At 63.5% G+C, this 16,589-nt stretch carries 17 protein-coding genes; all 17 read left to right on the plus strand.

The window, feature by feature from the left end; all coding sequences use genetic code 11:
* Window positions 1-7 precede the first annotated feature (7 nt).
* Window positions 8-841 (plus strand): replication initiator protein A, encoded by an 834-nt coding sequence (locus N8H22_RS08345; RefSeq protein ID WP_264590141.1) that lies wholly within the window; start codon window positions 8-10, stop codon window positions 839-841.
* A 241-nt stretch (window positions 842-1,082) separates the two neighbouring features.
* Window positions 1,083-1,721: a ParA family partition ATPase gene (gene parA / locus N8H22_RS08350; RefSeq protein ID WP_264590142.1), complete on the plus strand. Its 639-nt coding sequence runs from the start codon at window positions 1,083-1,085 to the stop codon at window positions 1,719-1,721.
* On the plus strand, window positions 1,718-1,969 hold the full coding sequence (locus tag N8H22_RS08355; protein WP_031311218.1) for a hypothetical protein: 252 nt from the start codon (window positions 1,718-1,720) through the stop codon (window positions 1,967-1,969). Before parA ends, N8H22_RS08355 begins: the two co-directional genes overlap by 4 nt.
* A gap of 47 nt (window positions 1,970-2,016) precedes the next feature.
* Entirely contained in the window at window positions 2,017-2,499 is a 483-nt protein-coding gene (locus tag N8H22_RS08360) for a DUF2840 domain-containing protein (protein ID WP_264590215.1), read from the plus strand.
* Window positions 2,499-3,059 (plus strand): S26 family signal peptidase, encoded by a 561-nt coding sequence (locus tag N8H22_RS08365; RefSeq protein WP_264590143.1) that lies wholly within the window; start codon window positions 2,499-2,501, stop codon window positions 3,057-3,059. Before N8H22_RS08360 ends, N8H22_RS08365 begins: the two co-directional genes overlap by 1 nt.
* Before the next feature lie 433 nt (window positions 3,060-3,492).
* Window positions 3,493-5,472 (plus strand): relaxase/mobilization nuclease and DUF3363 domain-containing protein, encoded by a 1,980-nt coding sequence (locus N8H22_RS08370; RefSeq protein ID WP_264590144.1) that lies wholly within the window; start codon window positions 3,493-3,495, stop codon window positions 5,470-5,472.
* A gap of 132 nt (window positions 5,473-5,604) precedes the next feature.
* Entirely contained in the window at window positions 5,605-5,865 is a 261-nt protein-coding gene (locus N8H22_RS08375; protein WP_126190217.1) for an EexN family lipoprotein, read from the plus strand.
* A gap of 213 nt (window positions 5,866-6,078) precedes the next feature.
* A complete protein-coding gene (locus N8H22_RS08380) occupies window positions 6,079-8,076 on the plus strand; it encodes a conjugal transfer protein TraG (protein ID WP_126190218.1) in 1,998 nt (665 codons plus the stop codon).
* Window positions 8,073-8,531: a ribbon-helix-helix protein, CopG family gene (locus N8H22_RS08385; RefSeq protein ID WP_126190219.1), complete on the plus strand. Its 459-nt coding sequence runs from the start codon at window positions 8,073-8,075 to the stop codon at window positions 8,529-8,531. The genes N8H22_RS08380 and N8H22_RS08385 overlap by 4 nt, the downstream gene beginning before the upstream one ends.
* Window positions 8,528-9,556, plus strand: a complete 1,029-nt coding sequence (gene trbB / locus N8H22_RS08390; protein ID WP_126190220.1) for a P-type conjugative transfer ATPase TrbB — start codon at window positions 8,528-8,530, stop codon at window positions 9,554-9,556. Before N8H22_RS08385 ends, trbB begins: the two co-directional genes overlap by 4 nt.
* The gene (locus tag N8H22_RS08395; protein ID WP_126190221.1) at window positions 9,553-9,936 is read left to right on the plus strand and encodes a TrbC/VirB2 family protein; all 384 of its coding nucleotides are present in this window, start codon (window positions 9,553-9,555) and stop codon (window positions 9,934-9,936) included. The genes trbB and N8H22_RS08395 overlap by 4 nt, the downstream gene beginning before the upstream one ends.
* Window positions 9,933-10,202: a VirB3 family type IV secretion system protein gene (locus N8H22_RS08400; protein WP_126190222.1), complete on the plus strand. Its 270-nt coding sequence runs from the start codon at window positions 9,933-9,935 to the stop codon at window positions 10,200-10,202. Before N8H22_RS08395 ends, N8H22_RS08400 begins: the two co-directional genes overlap by 4 nt.
* 16 nt (window positions 10,203-10,218) lie before the next feature.
* Entirely contained in the window at window positions 10,219-12,660 is a 2,442-nt protein-coding gene (gene trbE, locus N8H22_RS08405; RefSeq protein WP_126190256.1) for a conjugal transfer protein TrbE, read from the plus strand.
* On the plus strand, window positions 12,660-13,391 hold the full coding sequence (gene trbJ / locus N8H22_RS08410) for a P-type conjugative transfer protein TrbJ (RefSeq protein WP_126190223.1): 732 nt from the start codon (window positions 12,660-12,662) through the stop codon (window positions 13,389-13,391). Before trbE ends, trbJ begins: the two co-directional genes overlap by 1 nt.
* A gap of 309 nt (window positions 13,392-13,700) precedes the next feature.
* Window positions 13,701-14,885, plus strand: a complete 1,185-nt coding sequence (trbL, locus tag N8H22_RS08415; protein WP_126190224.1) for a P-type conjugative transfer protein TrbL — start codon at window positions 13,701-13,703, stop codon at window positions 14,883-14,885.
* Between the two features lie 9 nt (window positions 14,886-14,894).
* Entirely contained in the window at window positions 14,895-15,599 is a 705-nt protein-coding gene (gene trbF / locus N8H22_RS08420; protein WP_126190225.1) for a conjugal transfer protein TrbF, read from the plus strand.
* Window positions 15,596-16,588 carry a P-type conjugative transfer protein TrbG gene (gene trbG, locus N8H22_RS08425; RefSeq protein ID WP_264590145.1) on the plus strand — a complete coding sequence of 331 codons (993 nt, stop codon included), beginning with the start codon at window positions 15,596-15,598 and terminating at the stop codon, window positions 16,586-16,588. Before trbF ends, trbG begins: the two co-directional genes overlap by 4 nt.
* Window position 16,589: the final 1 nt, after the last annotated feature.

Below are 16,589 nucleotides of genomic sequence, written 5' to 3' on the forward strand. Positions count from 1 at the left end.
CGGCCGTATGGCCAGCTCGGAGCACGAGCGTGCCCAGCTCGACCTGTTCCGCGCGCTGCCAGGCGACATGGCGCCGCGCGACAGCCAGGACTTGATGGCACATCCGTTCTTCTCGTTATCCAAGTCGCGGCGTACGACGCCAATCGACTTCCGCACGGCTGGCGTCACGGTCCGCGTGGAGGGCACTCAGGAATATGGCATTGCGACAATCTGGGATGCCGACATCCTGATCTGGGCGGCCAGCCAGATCGTGGCGGCTCGCGATGCCGGCATCGCTCCGTCACGGCTGATGCGCGCGACGCCCTACGAGATCTTGCGCTTCATCGGGCGCGGTGTGTCGCTGCGCGACTATCAGCGCTTAAAGGCGGCTTTGGATCGCCTGCAGTCGACCACGGTGGCCACGTCTATTCGCGAGACGACCGGGCGGCGGCTGCATCGTTTTTCCTGGATCAACGAGTGGAAGGAACTGGCCGACGCTCGAGGTACGCCGTTGGGCATCGAACTGATCCTGCCGGACTGGTTCTTCGCGGGTGTGTTAGATGCAGCGTTGGTGTTGACCATCGACCCCGCCTACTTCCGGCTCACCGGAGGGATCGAACGTTGGCTATATCGCTTGGTTCGCAAGCACGGCGGCAAGCAGCCCGATGGTTGGCAGTTCGATTTCAGGCATCTGCATCGCAAGTCAGGAAGTACCGCGAGGCCCTACGACTTCGCTTGCGATTTGCGTGCCCTGGTGGCGCGGCAGTCGTTGCCGGGCTATGTGCTGGGCATCGAGCAGATCCCGGAGAGCAGAACCGAACTGCTTACGTTCCGGCCCGTGCCGTCTACGGCACGGGGATAGTCGCGGTACAACCTGTGGACGGGCTCGTGCTATCAGGCGTGTCGGGTATCGTGCTATCGGGCGTGTCCCTATCGTGCTATCAGGCGTGTCAAATCCGCTGTAGGCCAGGGCTGGTGCGGTCTCCAGCGTCCCTTAACTTCTCTAACTTAAAAGCTCTAACTTTTTATAGGCGCCTCCCGTTTCGGTGGACAACCGAAAGATGGCACGCGCTGGCCCGTTCCTGGGTGAGGAGGGCCAGGCCATGATCGTTGCGCTGCTCAATCAGAAAGGAGGGGTCGGCAAGACCACCTTAGCGACACATATCGCAGGTGAACTCGCATTGCGCGGTCAGCATGTCGTCCTTTTAGACGCCGACCCGCAGGGTTCAGCGCTGGACTGGGCGCAACGGCGCGCGCAACAGGGCCTGCCCGAGCTGTTCAGTGCCGTGGGACTAGCCCGTGAAACGCTGCACCAGGAAGCGCCTGAGCTGGCCCGTCGCGCTGATCACGTCGTAATTGATGGACCACCCCGGATCGCGGCGCTTGCACGCTCTGCTCTGCTGGCCGCTGACCGCGTCATCATCCCTGTACAACCCAGCCCGTATGACCTGTGGGCCAGCGACGAAATGGTCGCACTGATCCGCGAGGCGCAGCTTTTTCGCCCTGAGCTGGCGGCAGCGTTTGTCATCAACCGGCGCATCAGCACCACCATCATCGGCCGTGAAGCGCGTCAGGCGCTGGCGGAGCAGCCTATACCGGCGCTACGTGCTGAGGTTCGCCAGCGCATTGTCTTCGCCGACAGTGTGGCGTCGGGCCGTCTTGCCTGCGAGACGGCACCCGACAGCGCCGCCGCGCGCGAAATCACTGCCCTGGTGGACGAGCTGCTGGGGTGGTCGGCATGACCCGAGTTGGCGACAAACGCACGCCCATCGGCGTGCGTCCTCACGCGGACCCGCATGCCGAAGCCTGGGTTCGTCAGAGGGACGCCAACGTCGTGCACAGGCGCGACCTCTACAGCGCGCGCCTGACCCTCGACATCACCCCGGCGTTGCGCGCCCGGATCAAGGTATCGGCATTCACCCAAGGCATGACGGTGGCCGAGTTGCTGCGGGGGCTCTTGGAGCGCGAATTTCCGGAGAAAACAGGATGACTGTACAAACAATTACTGCCACGCCGGCGACGAACTCCGTTGTTGCCATGCGTTTCGGCGAGACTGACGCGACGTCGCTGACGCGCGTGTCGCTCATTCACGTGCCGCTGCGCGTCCAGGTCTACCTGCGCTTCGGTGATCCGGTGCGTATTACCCGCCTGGATCCTATGAGGCGTATAGCCGTGTTCCTGCCCGGCGCCATCTTCTGCCGCGTTCGCTGGCAAGCCAACGAGTACGGCACGGTCAGCTGGCAACTGACGGTGATGCAGGGATGCACGCAACGGGACGCGGTGCAGCGTATTGCCGGCGTGGTGCCTGGGGCTCGGTTGCTGCTGCACGCCATCGGCAAGCCGGCAGTGCGCATGGTGCTGCCGCTGATTGATGCCATCGAGGCGCAGGGCATCGATCCGACAACGGTGTCACCAGCGTATTGGCGCATGCTGAATAACCGGCTCGCCGCACGCCTGGCCATGCCCGTCTACACCGCCGAGCGTCACTCCGCCTGGCTGACGAGGCGGGGGCTGCAGTGATGAGCATTGCCGACCTGTATCAATCGTCACGAGGCCGTGGTCGCCTTGTGGTCGCAGCGCTTAGCGCCTGTGGGCTAGCGGCACTGGCGTGGTCGGCCTTCATGCGCCCCGATGCCCGGTTCGTCTACAACGCTTCGGACAGCGTGCCGGTTGGCTGGTATCGAATCGATCCAGCAGGACGGCAGGCTAACGCGTGGCCTGTTGGCCGCATCGTGCTGATTCGCCTCCCGGACGCCGCCGCCACGCTTGCAGCGCAGCGCGGCTACCTGCCGACAGACGTCCCTTTGCTCAAGCGCGTGGCCGCAGTGGCAGGACAGCACGTGTGCATCGCTGACCGCACCGTGCACATCGACAACGCTGCCGTGGCTGTAGCGCTGCATACAGACAGGGTGGGTCGGCGCCTGCAGGCTTGGTCGGGATGCCGGCGGCTTCGACCCGGTGAGCTGTTTCTGCTGAGTCCGACCAACCCGGCGTCGTTCGATAGTCGCTATTTCGGACCCGTTGATACCTCCGCCGTGCTCGGTATTGCGCATTCGCTTGGGCTGGGGTCGGAACAATGAAGCGTGCCGACTCGCTATTCCCTGTCGCCTCAAGTCGTGTGCAGGACTTGCGCCTGCCTTCGTATCGTCGTGCGAGCACGGACGTGTTCGCATCGAGCTACGGATTGCAACCGGCGCAGCCAACCTGCGTGCAGCTGTCTTGCCTTGAGCATAAGCAGCTAGCGGCCGTTGCGATGTCCGTCGGCGACCTCGCCGCGAGCAACACAGTTGCGACAGACCATCGACGCCTGGAGCATATGCGGCTGGCAAAGGCGGAAGGCAAGACAAAAGGGGGCGGCACCCGGACGGTCGCAACGCCAGTCTGCACGAGGAGGAGGTGCGGCACGCGGCTGCGTCTTCGCCGTGCCGTATATGGCGTGCAAGGCGCACTAATGCTGGCCTTTCTGCGTGCCTCACACGCCGGGCTTCGCCTCTGCTTGCTGAGGTCACCGTCATGACCGACCGCCGCGATGATGACTTTCGCCTTCGCCCTGGTGCGCCGAAGAGTCGCGATAAGGGCTTCGTTTCCAAGGTGCTCAGGCAGGTTGGCAAGGCTGGCGGAAAGTCGGCTGTACGCCGTCCGGCTTTGGCCAGTGGCAAGGGCCGGTACGCTGGTCAGCGGCCCGGCTCGCGGCTGGGGCGAGGGCAAACAGCAGCGCGCTTCGCAGGCGCCTCGCTCACACCGTTCTCACGCCGGGTGACCATCAAGACCCTGCTGGTCAACCAGCGCCAGGTTAGCCCGCAATCATTGGCCAAGCACCTGGGTTATATCGAGCGTGATGGCGCGGGCCGCGACGGCGAAGCAGGCCGAGCCTACGGACCACAGACGGATGAGGTTGATTTGGGCGCGTTCCGGGAGCGCTGTGCTGATGATCGCCATCACTTTCGCTTCATTGTCGCACCGGAGGACGGGGCTGAACTTGACGACTTGCGCACCTACACCCGACAGCTGATGGGACGTATGGAGGCTGACCTGGGTACGCGGTTGGACTGGGTGGCGGTAGACCACTGGAACACCGACAACCCGCATACACACCTCGTCGTTCGAGGACGCGATGACACCGGCAAGGACCTCATCATTGCCAGCGACTACATCGCCCACGGCTTCCGCCGTCGGGCCGCCGAACTGGCCACCGAATGGCTCGGCCCCCGCACCGAGTTGGAACTTCAGCAATCCTTGCAACGTGAGGTGAACCAGGAGCGTTGGACGAGCCTGGATCGCACGTTGTGCCTGGAAGCCGGGCCTGAGCGGACGCTGCGAATCGAACGCTTTAACCAGCCGCCGCTGCAACGCCAGCGCCTGGCGCTGATTGGCCGTCTCCAGCGACTACAGCAAATGGGACTGGCTGAAGAGGTCCGGCCCGGGACATGGTCCATTCAGACCGACGCGCAGACAACCTTGCGCACCCTGGGTGAACGGGGCGACATCATTCGCACCCTGCAGCGTGCCATGAGCGGACGGTCGCGCGAGTTGGCCGTGTTCGCGCCAAAAGAGGACGGGGTTGCAGTCACAGGGCGGGTGGTCGCCAAAGGCTTATCCGATGAGCTCGGTGACCGAGGTTATCTGGTCGTCGATGGTCTGGATGGCAAAGCGCACTACGTCTCCCTCAGTGCGAGCGACGAACTGGCCAACTACCCGACCGGCTCGGTGGTGAGCGTACGCGGCTCGGCCAAGATACGGGAGACGGACCGTACCATCGCCGCACTCGCGGGCGATGGTCTGTACCGTTGCGACCATCATCTGGCGATCACCAAGGGCCAGGCGAACGGTAACCGTGACCCACAGGAACTCGTCGCAGCCCATGTGCGGCGACTCGAAGCGCTGCGTCGGGCGGGCATCGTTGAACGTTTGGCGGACGGACTGTGGAAAGTGCCGGCCGATCTACCCGAGCGCGGCCGCCAGTACGACGCCAAGCGCTTGGGTGGGGTGGTCATCCAGTTGAAATCCCATCTGCCGATTGAACGGCAAGCTCGCGTGATCGGTGCCACCTGGCTCGATCAGCAACTGATCGGCGGCGAGCGAGGGCTGGGTGACCTCGGCTTTGCCGGTGAGGTGAAGCAGGCCTTGCACCAACGCGCCGATTTCCTCGTGGAGCAGGGGCTGGCCGAGCGTCAGGCTCAGCGCGTGGTTCTGTCGCGCAATCTCTTGGCGACGCTACGTAACCGGGAGCTCACCCGGGTAGCTGAGCAGGTCGCCACGGAAACTGGATTGACGTACCGGCCGCTGAAAGACGGCCAGCGCGTGGCCGGCCTCTATCGCCGTAGCGTCATGCTCGCCAGTGGCCGTTACGCCCTGTTGGAGGATGCCAAGGCGTTCAGCTTGGTGCCGTGGAAACCTGTCATTGAGCCGCGCCTGGGTCAGCAGCTTGCCGCGACGGCACGGGGTAATTCGGTTTCTTGGGAGCTTGGAAGGTCCCGCGGTGTTGGGATTTGAAGGCCTCGTCACGCTGTTCTGTCTGTCGGCTGCTCTCGGGCGACCTCCGCAACCGTCTATCTGGTCGCCTACGCACGCAGGCTAGCGGGCCTGCCCCTTTCGATTTTCAACCGCAACCCTGAGGAACGAGCCATGAGAACCCTGACACCGATACTCTGTGCACTGGCACTCACCGCCTGCGGCGAAACCGGGAAACCTGAGGCGCCGCTGCCGACAGTTGACGAGCTGGCCGCCGACCTTGCGCGGCTGGAAGAGCTGCGCCCGCAATGCAAGCTGGACCGCGCCAAGCTCGGTGATGCCTTGTGCAATCGAGTGGCCGAAGCAACGCGCCGGCGCTTCATCGGGGACGGAAGGGTGCCTTATACGCCGTCGAAAGAGGTGCCCAAATTCTAGGCGTTACCCCTCGCAAAATCTCCAACGGTCCCACCGATACGCCGCAACGCGTTCACGCTTGCGGCGTTTCGTTGCCACTAGCCCAAGCCTTCATTGGTGCATTTTGGGCCACTGTTGTTCCGATAACGGTCTTTGACCGGCACCGGAACGGCACCGAAGCTCCCCCCAAGCAGCCAGCTCAAGCGTGCTGCATGCAAAAGGGGGAGCGCCGTCATGCTCGGTACCAACGTACTGTTCGGACAAATTGCCGTTGTGTTCGGTGTCGTGATCGCCGGGGTGTGGAGCGCGACGCAATGGACGGCTGCTGCGCTGGGCTATCAGCCTCGTTTGGGTTTGCCGTGGTTCGAGCTTTTCGAAACGCCGATTTATCACCCCTGGCGACTGTTCGACTGGTGGTTTTTCTTCGGTGCCTATGCGCCGGAGGTGTTCGACATCGGCGGTACCATCGCCGGTGTAAGCGGCCTGGTCGCGGTGGGCGTCGCCATCGCCATGTCGATATGGCGCGCCCGCCAGTCGCGTCAGGTCACCACCTACGGCTCGGCGCGTTGGGCCGAACCTGAAGACATCCGTAAGGCGGGGCTCACCCGCCCGGCCGGTGTGCTTCTCGGGCTGCACGACGACCATTACCTGCGTCATGAGGGCCCTGAGCATGTTCTTGCCTTTGCACCGACTCGCTCGGGCAAAGGGGTCGGTCTGGTTGTTCCCACTTTGCTGAGTTGGCCTGCCTCGGCGGTGATCCATGACATCAAGGGGGAGAACTGGAACCTGACCGCCGGTTGGCGCGCACGGTTTTCGCACTGCCTGCTGTTCAATCCGACCGATTTGCTTTCGGCCGCCTATAACCCGCTGCTGGAGGTGCGCCAGGGTGCGCACGAGGTCCGCGATGTGCAGAACATCGCCGATATTCTGGTCGATCCGGAAGGCGCGCTGGAGCGGCGCAATCACTGGGAGAAGACCTCCCATGCGCTGCTGGTCGGCGCCATCCTACACGTGCTGTATGCCGGTGAGGACAAGACCTTACGTGGCGTCGCCAACTTCCTGAGCGACCCGCAATGCCCTTTCGAGGTGACGCTGCACCGGATGATGACGACGCGGCACTTGGGTGACGAGACCCACCCAGTGGTGGCGTCTGCTGCCCGTGAAGTGCTCAACAAGAGCGAGAACGAACGCTCGGGTGTGTTGAGCACCGCCATGTCGTTCCTTGGACTGTACCGCGATCCTACGGTGGCCCAGGTAACCTCACGCTGCGACTGGCGCATTGCCGATCTGATTGCTGCCGAACACCCGGTTTCGCTGTACTTGGTGGTGCCTCCTTCAGACATCAGCCGCACCAAGCCGCTGATCCGCCTGATCCTCAACCAGATCGGTCGACGCCTCACCGAATCGCTCGACGGCAGCGACGGAGTACAGCGGCGTCACACGCTGCTGCTGATGCTCGATGAGTTCCCTGCGCTGGGCCGGCTGGACTTTTTCGAGTCGGCGCTGGCCTTCATGGCAGGCTACGGTTTGCGCGCCTTCCTGATCTCGCAGTCGCTCAACCAGATCGACAAGGCCTACGGGCAGAACCACTCGATCCTCGACAACTGCCATGTGCGCGTGACCTTCGCCACCAATGACGAGCGCACCGCCAAGCGCATTTCCGAGACGCTGGGTACCGCAACGGAGCTGCGTGCACAGCGCAACTACGCGGGCCATCGGCTGGCGCCGTGGCTGGGGCATCTGATGGTCTCGCGCCAGGAAACGGCCCGGCCACTGCTGACGCCTGGCGAGGTGATGCAACTGCCACCGGACGAGGCCGTGGTGATGGTCGCCAGCGTCGCACCAATCAAGGCTCGAAAGCTGCGCTACTACAACGATGCCAACTTCAAGCAGCGTGTGTTGCCTCCACCGGTCCTCGTGGCGGGGCATTACGCCGACGTGCCGCCAGGGCGCGAAGACGACTGGACCAACCTGGCATCGCCCGTAGCCTCTGTGCCATCGGAAGGTGGCGACAGCCTAGCATTCGGCTTCGCCGATGAGGGAGGTTCGCAGCGACAGGCCGAACTGTCCGCACCCGTTACCTACGATCCCGAGCAGGTGCCTGTCGGAAACGATTTATCTCTGCTCGATGACGACGACGCGCCGCCCGTTCTGCCTCGCCAGTTTGATCCCGCCATGCAACGTGTCGCTCGGCAGGCTGCACTCGACCCCGACGACGGTATCCAGCTATGAGCCAGTACCGCCTCAACCTGTTCATCCAACCTGAACATGCTCGACGACTGGACGAACTCGCCGCTAAGAAGGGTGTTTCCAAATCTTCCATCGTCGCCGCAGCGCTGGCGTCCTGGCTGTCGCCCGAAGCCGGAGACCAGCGCGAAGCCGCCATCGCCAAGCGACTGGATCGCCTGTCACGGCAGTTCGAGCGTCTCGAACGCGACCAGGCCATCGAGATCGAGACGCTGGCCTTGTTTGTGCGCTACTTCCTGACCGTCAGCACACCCGTGCCGGAGGCGCATCAAGAGGCAGCCAAAGCGCAGGGCAAGGCGCGCTTCGAGCAGTTCGTCGAGCAGCTCGGTCGCCACCTCTTGCGTGGCCGCAGTCTGGTGCGCGACGTAGTGGAGGAGCTCTACCCGGAGGGACGGCACTTGGATAGCGCGGCGGACGAACCACGGGAGCGAGGCCGATGAGTGCTGCTGGCCAAGCCACTCAGGCTGTCTCGCTGGACCGGCGTATCGCCATGCTTCGCACCGCGATGGGTCCGGTCATCGCAGCTGCCCTTGAAGACCCCGATGTCGTCGAGGTCATGCTCAACCCTGACCGGACGCTGTGGGTGGACCGGCTGTCGTCAGGGCGCGCGCCGCTCGGCGCGGAGCTCTCCGAAGCGGATGGTGAGCGCATCATCCGGTTGGTCGCCGCGCATGTCGGCGTGGAGGTGCATCGCGGCAAACCGCTGCTGAGCGCCGAGCTGCCGGAAACCGGCGAGCGCTTTGAGGGCATCTTGCCGCCCGCGGCACCGGGTCCCGCCTTCGCGTTACGCAAGCGGGCCGTGGGCGTCATCCCACTGGAGCGTTACGTGACAGACGGGATGATGACCGCAGCCCAAGCCGCCTGGCTGCGCGAGATCGTGCGTGAACGGCAAAACATCCTGATCGCCGGCGGCACCAGTACCGGTAAAACCACGCTGGCCAATGCGCTGCTCGCCGAGATTGCCTGCACTGGCGATCGGGTGCTGGTGCTTGAAGACACCATCGAACTGCAGTGTGCCGCCCGCGACCACGTACCGCTTCGCACCCGTGCAGGCGTGGTGTCCATGCGCGAACTGGTGCGCACGACGATGCGGCTGCGTCCCGATCGCGTGGTGGTGGGAGAGGTGCGCGGTGGGGAGGCGCTGGACCTCGTCAAGGTTTGGGGCACCGGTCATCCGGGCGGCATCGCCACCATCCATGCCAGCTCCGCTCAGGGCGCACTGCTGCGATTGGAACAGTTGGTGCTGGAGGTCGCGGTAAATCCGCCTCGAGCGTTGATCGCCGAGGCGGTCAACGTGGTGATCGTCATCGCAGGGCGCGGCCGGCTTCGCCGAATCCAGAGCATCGCCCGCGTGGTCGGTTACGACGGCGCGGGTTATCACCTGGCGGACGCGCAGCACGCCTCTAATGCCGTCCCAAACGCTTCTGCTTCGTTACCCTCAACCACGCCTGGAGAACTGCCATGAAAGCCGCGTATGCCCCTGTTTCCCGCCCGGTCGCCAACCTGAGGTTGGGCCTGACGCACTTGCGTCGCCTGGCTGCGTCTGTCGACAGCGGCCTGTTGCTCGCAGCCATCATGCTGACGACCGTCGGTACGGCGAGGGCGGCCGGCTCCTCGATGCCTTGGGAAGGTCCGCTCGAATCCATTCTCGAATCGATCCAGGGACCGGTCGCGCGCATCGTGGCGGTGATCATCATCATCGCCACAGGCCTCGCGCTGGCATTCGGTGACACCTCGGGTGGTTTCCGCAAGCTGATCCAGATTGTGTTCGGCCTGAGTATTGCCTTCGCCGCGTCGTCGTTTTTCCTGACGTTTTTCAGCTTCGCTGGCGGAGCGGTTGTATGAGCGCCGAAGTCGACTTGCCGGGCTTCGAGGTGCCGCTGCACCGAGCACTGACTGAGCCGATCCTGCTGGGTGGGGCGCCGCGGACCGTGGCCATTGCCAACGGTACGCTGGCGGTGGCCGTCGGGCTGGGTTTGCAGCTCTGGCTGCCGGGGCTGGTGCTGTGGCTGATTGGCCACGCGCTGGGGGTCTGGGGCGCGCGCGTCGATCCACAGTTCATGCAGGTGTTTGCCCGGCATCTCAAGCACAAGCCGCTGCTGGACGTGTGAAAGGGAAGGCGCTGCAATGCTAAATCTCACCGAATACCGTCAACGCCCAGCGCTGCTCGCCGACTGGCTGCCCTGGGCCGGGCTGGTTGCGCCCGGCGTCGTGCTGAACAAGGACGGTTCTTTCCAGCGCACGGCACGCTTTCGCGGCCCTGATCTCGACAGCGCGACGCAGAGCGAGCTGGTCGCCACCACGGCGCGGCTGAACAACGCATTGCGCCGGCTCGGCACCGGCTGGGCGATGTTCGTCGAAGCCGAGCGTTGTCCGGCGGCAAGTTATCCGCACTCCGACTTCCCCGAGCCGTTGTCGTGGCTGGTGGACGAGGAGCGCCGCGCGGCGTTCGAAGAAGGTGGCAACCACTTCGAGAGCTGCTACCACCTCACGCTGCAGTACCTGCCTCCAGAAGAGTCGCGTGCCCGCGCTGCCAAGCTGATCTATGAAAACACCTCGACGGCCGGCGTGGACTGGCGCGAGCGCCTCACGGCTTTCATTGCCGAGACTGAGCGCATTTTCGACCTGCTCGCGGGCGTGATGCCGGAGATCGGCTGGTTGGATGATGGTGAGACGCTGAGCTACCTGCATACGACCGTCTCGACACGGCGTCATCGCGTCGGGGTTCCGGAGGTTCCGTTCCACCTCGACATGCTGCTGACGGACGTGCCACTACTAGGTGGCTTGGCGCCGATGCTGGGCGATGAGCACCTGCGTGTGACTACGCTGCGTGGGTTCCCGACCTCAACTTGGCCGGGGATCCTCGATGACCTCAACCGGCTGGGCTTTGCCTATCGCTGGAGTACACGCTTTGTATGTCTCGACAAGGACGAGGCGGAAGGGGAGCTGGGTCGCCTGCGTCGCCAATGGTTCGCCAAACGCAAGAGCGTGCTGGCGCTGCTGCGCGAGACCCTATTCCAGCAGGAGAGCCCATTGCTCAACACCGACGCCAGTAATAAAGCGGCGGATGCGGACGCTGCCCTCCAGGCGTTGGGCAGTGATCAGGTTGCCTTTGGCTACCTGACTTCCACCGTGACGGTGCTCGATGCAGACGCCGACCTGGCCGACGAGAAGCTTCGCAGGGTGGAGCGCGTCATACAGGGACGAGGCTTCGTCACCATTGCAGAAAGCCTCAACTCAGTGGAAGCGTGGCTTTCGTCCATCCCGGGCAACGCCTACGCCAACGTGCGTCAGCCGGTTGTGTCGACGTTGAACCTCGCGCACCTGATGCCCTTGTCCGCCGTATGGGCCGGACCGGAGCGCAACGCCCACCTCGACGGGCCACCCCTGATCGTGACCCGTACCGAGGGTGCGACGCCGTTCAGGCTCGTGACACATGTCGGCGATGTTGGCCATACGCTGGTCGTCGGTCCGACCGGCATGGGCAAGTCGGTTTTACTCGCCACACTGGCGATGCAGTTCCGTCGCTACAAGGGTTCACGGATTTTTGCCTTCGACATGGGGCGCTCGATGCGAGCGACCGTGCTGGGTCTGGGCGGCGAACACTACGACTTGGGCGGTAATGGCGCGATCGCCTTCCAACCGCTCGCACGTGTCAACGAGGAGGGCAGTCGTAGCCGGGCTGCTGAGTGGGTCGAAGGGCGTCTGCTTCAAGAAGGAGTGGCCGTCGGCCCCGATGAAAAGGTGGCTATCTGGTCAGCGCTCGGCAGCCTCGGGGGGGCTCCTGTCGAACAGCGCACTCTCACCGGTCTGTCGCTGCTACTGCAGTCAAACACGCTACGCCAGGCGTTGGCGCCTTATGTGCTCGGTGGCGCGCACGGCAAGCTGCTCGATTCCGACCTCGACTACCTAAGTACGGCCGATGTGCAGTGCTTCGAAATGGAGGAGCTGATGCCTAGCAAGGCCGCGGTTCTGGCCGTGCTGGGCTACCTGTTCGCGCGTTTGGAGGAACGCTTCGATGGCGCGCCGACGCTGCTGATCCTCGATGAGTCCTGGCTGTTCCTCGACGACCCGATCTTCTCCGCGCGCATCCGCCAGTGGCTCAAGACCCTGCGCAAGAAGAATGTCAGCGTCATTTTCGCCACCCAGTCTCTGGCCGACATCAAGGATTCAAGCATCGCCCCGGCGATCATCGAGAGCTGTGCGAGCCGCATTTTTCTGCCCAATTCGCAGGCAACCGAGCCACAGATTCGCAGCATCTATGAAGGCTTCGGCCTAAATGCACGGCAGATCGAGATCGTCGCTAATGCTCAGCCCAAGCGCGATTACTACTACCAGTCCCGTGCAGGCAATCGCCTGTTCGACCTCGATCTTGGGCCGGTTGCGCTTGCGTTTGCCGGCGCCTCGTCGCCACAGGACCAGCAAGCAATCGATCAGATGCTTCGCGACGCCAGCCTGCCAGGGTTCGTCGGCGCCTGGCTGCGTCATCGCGGCCTCGACTGGGCGGCTGACTTGCTGCCATCTGCACCACCGCCGGCTGTTTCTACCGAACCGGAGGAGGACGCTTGATGAGCAAAGGCGTGCATTTCTGGCCCCTCGCTGTTGCATGGTCGTTGCTGACAGTGCAGCCAATTTCAGCCATGACGGTCATCGACCCCACCAACCTGGTGCAGAACACGCTGACAGCGGTTCGCACGCTGGAGCAGATCAATAACCAGGTCGAGCAGCTGCAGAACGAATCGCAAATGCTGGTCAATCAGGCACGCAACCTGGCGAGCCTCGATTACAACGTCCTTAACCGCCTGCATGCGTCACTGGCGAAAAGCGAGAAGCTGATCGCAGAGGCACGAGGGTTGGCCTACGACGTGCAGAGCCTCGACAGTGAGCTTGCTCGGCTGTACCCAGAGGAATATGCGTCCACCATCAGCGGCGATCAGATGTACCGGGACGCGCGTAAACGTTGGGCGTACACGCTCGATGGGCTGCACACCGCCATGCGTGTACAGGCCCAGGTCTCTGGCAACCTCGCCGACGACGAGAGGGCGTTAGCCGACCTGGTGGGACAGAGCCAGTCGGCCAGCGGCTCGCTGCAGGCCATGCAGGCCACCAACCAGCTGTTGGCGTTGCAGGCAAAACAGTCGATCCAGGCACAGCAGCTTCAGCTTACACAGGACCGTGCCGCCTCTTTGGAGCTTGCTCGGCAGGCGGCAGCCACCGAGCGTGCCCGCGAAATCCGCCGCCGGTTCTTGGGCGACGGCACGCCGTATACACCCTTTCCCGTCCGTTTTTACGGGAACTGACTGAAATGGCCATGCGCTATGTTTTGGTGTTGTGGACCGGACTGTTGGTCGCCTGCGACCAACCCTGGGATGGGCTGGCAGGCGATCCAATTCGGCGCGAGACGCAACACGCACTGCACATAGCTGTCGGCGGCAGGCCGAGTATGGCTACAGCCGAGGTGTATCGACACCGCTTTTTCAGCGGTAAGGGTGGCCCCGACGAATTCGGAACCCTAAGGCAACTGCCCGCGATTCCGCCGACATTCGATGGGCCCGTTGAGGTTTATCCCGATGAGAGCCGTAGGCCGCTTGCGCGTCAGGGGGTTGCCCATGAATGACGTCACGGTCATTGACCGGTTCCTCGATACGTTTTCCCGCTACATCGACTCGGGGTTCGGGCTGCTGCAAGGAGAAGTTGCCTACCTGACCGCCACGCTAGTGGCCATCGACATGACGATTGCCGGCCTGTACTGGGCGCTCGGCCATGCCTCAGGCCAGGGCGAGGATGTCATGGCGAAGCTGATCCGCAAGGTGCTCTACGTCGGTGCCTTCGCCTACATCATTGGCAACTTCAACCGGCTGGCTGGCATCGTCTTCAACTCCTTTGCCGGGCTGGGTCTGACGGCAACCGGCTCGCTCAGCATGGAGAGCTTTCTACACCCCGGGCAGTTGGCTAAGGCGGGTATCGATGCCGGTGCGCCGATCCTAGAGCAGATCGGCAAACTGACCGGCTTCCCCGAGGTGTTCGTCAATCTCGAACCCATCGTTATCCTGTTTCTGGCCTACCTGGTGGTCATTGTCTGTTTCTTCACCTTGGCCGTGCAGCTGTTCATCACCCTCATCGAGTTCAAGCTGACCACGCTTGCCGGGTTCGTGCTGGTGCCGTTCGCGTTGTGGAACAAAACGGCGTTTCTCGCCGAGAAGGTGCTCGGCAATGTGGTGTCCTCGGGCGTCAAGGTCCTGGTGCTGGCCGTAATCGTTGGCATCGGCACAGGTCTGTTCGCCGAGTTCCAGGTACATCCCGACGAGCCTTCCATTGATCATGCGCTGGTCGTCGTGCTGGCGTCACTGGCGCTACTCGCTCTGGGCATTTTCGGCCCTGGCATCGCGACCGGGTTGATCTCCGGAGGACCACAATTAGGTGCTGGGGCCATGGCCGGTGCTGCCCTTGGCACAGCCGGGCTGGCGGCGGGCGTCGGCGCCGCAGCGACCGGTGTAGGCACCGCAGTTGCCGCCGGGGCGCGTATGGCGTCCGGCGCAAAACTCGCAGCAGGCGCGCGCACGCTTGAAGGCCAGTTTGCAACAGCAGGCGGAGGAGCAGCCGCAGGTCACGCGGCTGCACCGAGCAACACCGCAAACGCCTTCACCAATACCAAGGCGCAACCTGCCTGGGCCAGGCGCCTGCAGCAGCGTCAGCAAATCAGCCATGCCGCTACCACCGTTGCGCACACGTTACGCGGCGGTGACGGCGGTGGCTCCGGCAGTGGGCCGAACCTGCGCGATGCAGATGGATAAGGGGGAGTCATGCGCTTCAAACGACCACGTGTGCGCTACGCCGAGACGCCGCAACCTGCTACACCATATCAAGCCGCTGGGCAGGCTTGGGATGAGCGCATTGGCTCGGCGCGCGTACAGGCGAAAAACTGGCGCCTCATGGCCTTTGGCTGCCTATCGCTTGCCCTGCTAATGGCGTGTGGTTTGGTTTGGCGCTCGGCACAGTCCATCGTCACGCCTTATGTGGTGGAGGTCGCTAGCAGCGGCGAGGTGCGGACGGTCGGCGAGGCCGCCATGCCCTACCGGCCATCCGATGCCCAGGTGGCCTACCACCTGGCGTGCTTCGTCACCCTGGTGCGCTCACTGTCGATCGACCCGATTGTCGTTCGGCAGAACTGGCTAGACGCATACAACTACACCACTGATCGCGGTGCCGCCGTGCTCAACGACTACGCACGCAACAAGGATCCGTTTGCCCGCGTCGGCAAGGAGTCTGTCACGGTGCAGGTGATCAGCGTAGTGCGGGCCAGCGATGCTTCATTCAACGTGCGCTGGACCGAGCAGCGCTTCGTCAACGGTGGGTCTGCCGGCACCGAACGCTGGAACGCAGTGATTTCCATTGTTCAGCAGACCCCGCGCACCGAACAACGTCTGCGCAAAAACCCGCTGGGTATTTACGTCAACGGGCTGTCTTGGAGCCGCGAACTGGATGCGTCTGAAGGAGCAAAGCCATGAACCTGTTCTGCCCCGCGGTTACGCTGTCGGCCATCGTACTGGCGTTGGCCGGTTGTGCGACTCAAGGCAAGCCGGCGCCGCGTATATCGCTCAACGAGCCCGTGCAGGCGCAACCGCTGCCCGAGCCGCCGAAGCCCATCGCAGTCGTCGAGGTACCGCAAGTGTTGCCGATGCCTGCGCAGATGAAACCTCTACCGGGCGCTGCCAATAACCAGACCTCGCCGGAGCCGGCCGATGAGAAGCGACGCGTTACCCAGGCGAACCGCGAGGCCCGAATGCCCCCTACCCGCGAGGGGTACATCAATGCCATCCAAGTCTGGCCGTACAGCGAAGGGGCGCTGTATCAGGTATATGCCGCGCCGGGGCGGGTCACGGTGATCGGGCTGCAGGAAGGAGAGGAGCTGGTGACAGTGGCCGCTGGCGACACCGTACGCTGGATCGTCGGCGATACGTTCAGCGGTGCTGGCGACGCGTTGCGCGTCAGTGTGTTGGTCAAGCCAATACGTTCGAACCTGAAAACCAACCTGGTGATTACAACCAGCCGGCGGACCTACCTGATCGAACTGACCTCTACCGAAAAAGCCTGGATGGCCTCGGTTTCCTGGAATTATCCGAAAGACCGGATGCTGGCGCTGCAGCGTCAGGCACGGGCCGCACAGGTTAGCGCACCGGTCGATGCCGGTCTTTCACTGGAGCGGATCCGCTTTCGCTATGTGATCAGCGGGAGCAACCCACCCTGGCAGCCGCTACGGGCCTTTGATGACGGCGAAAAGGTCTACATCCAGTTTCCCTCCGGCATCGCTCAGGGCGAACTGCCGCCCATGTTCGTGATTGGCGCGCAGGGCGATGGGCAATTGGTCAACTACCGCTTCCGCTCGCCGTACTACATCGTCGACCGGCTTTTCGGTGCAGCTGAACTGCGCCTGGGGGCAGACAAGGGCGACGTGGTGCGTATCGAGCGTACCGACGGTCTGCCGCGAGGGCGATAAG

This window comes from Stutzerimonas sp. S1 (genome assembly GCF_025966695.1).
In the GTDB taxonomy this organism is placed as follows: Bacteria; Pseudomonadota; Gammaproteobacteria; order Pseudomonadales; family Pseudomonadaceae; genus Stutzerimonas.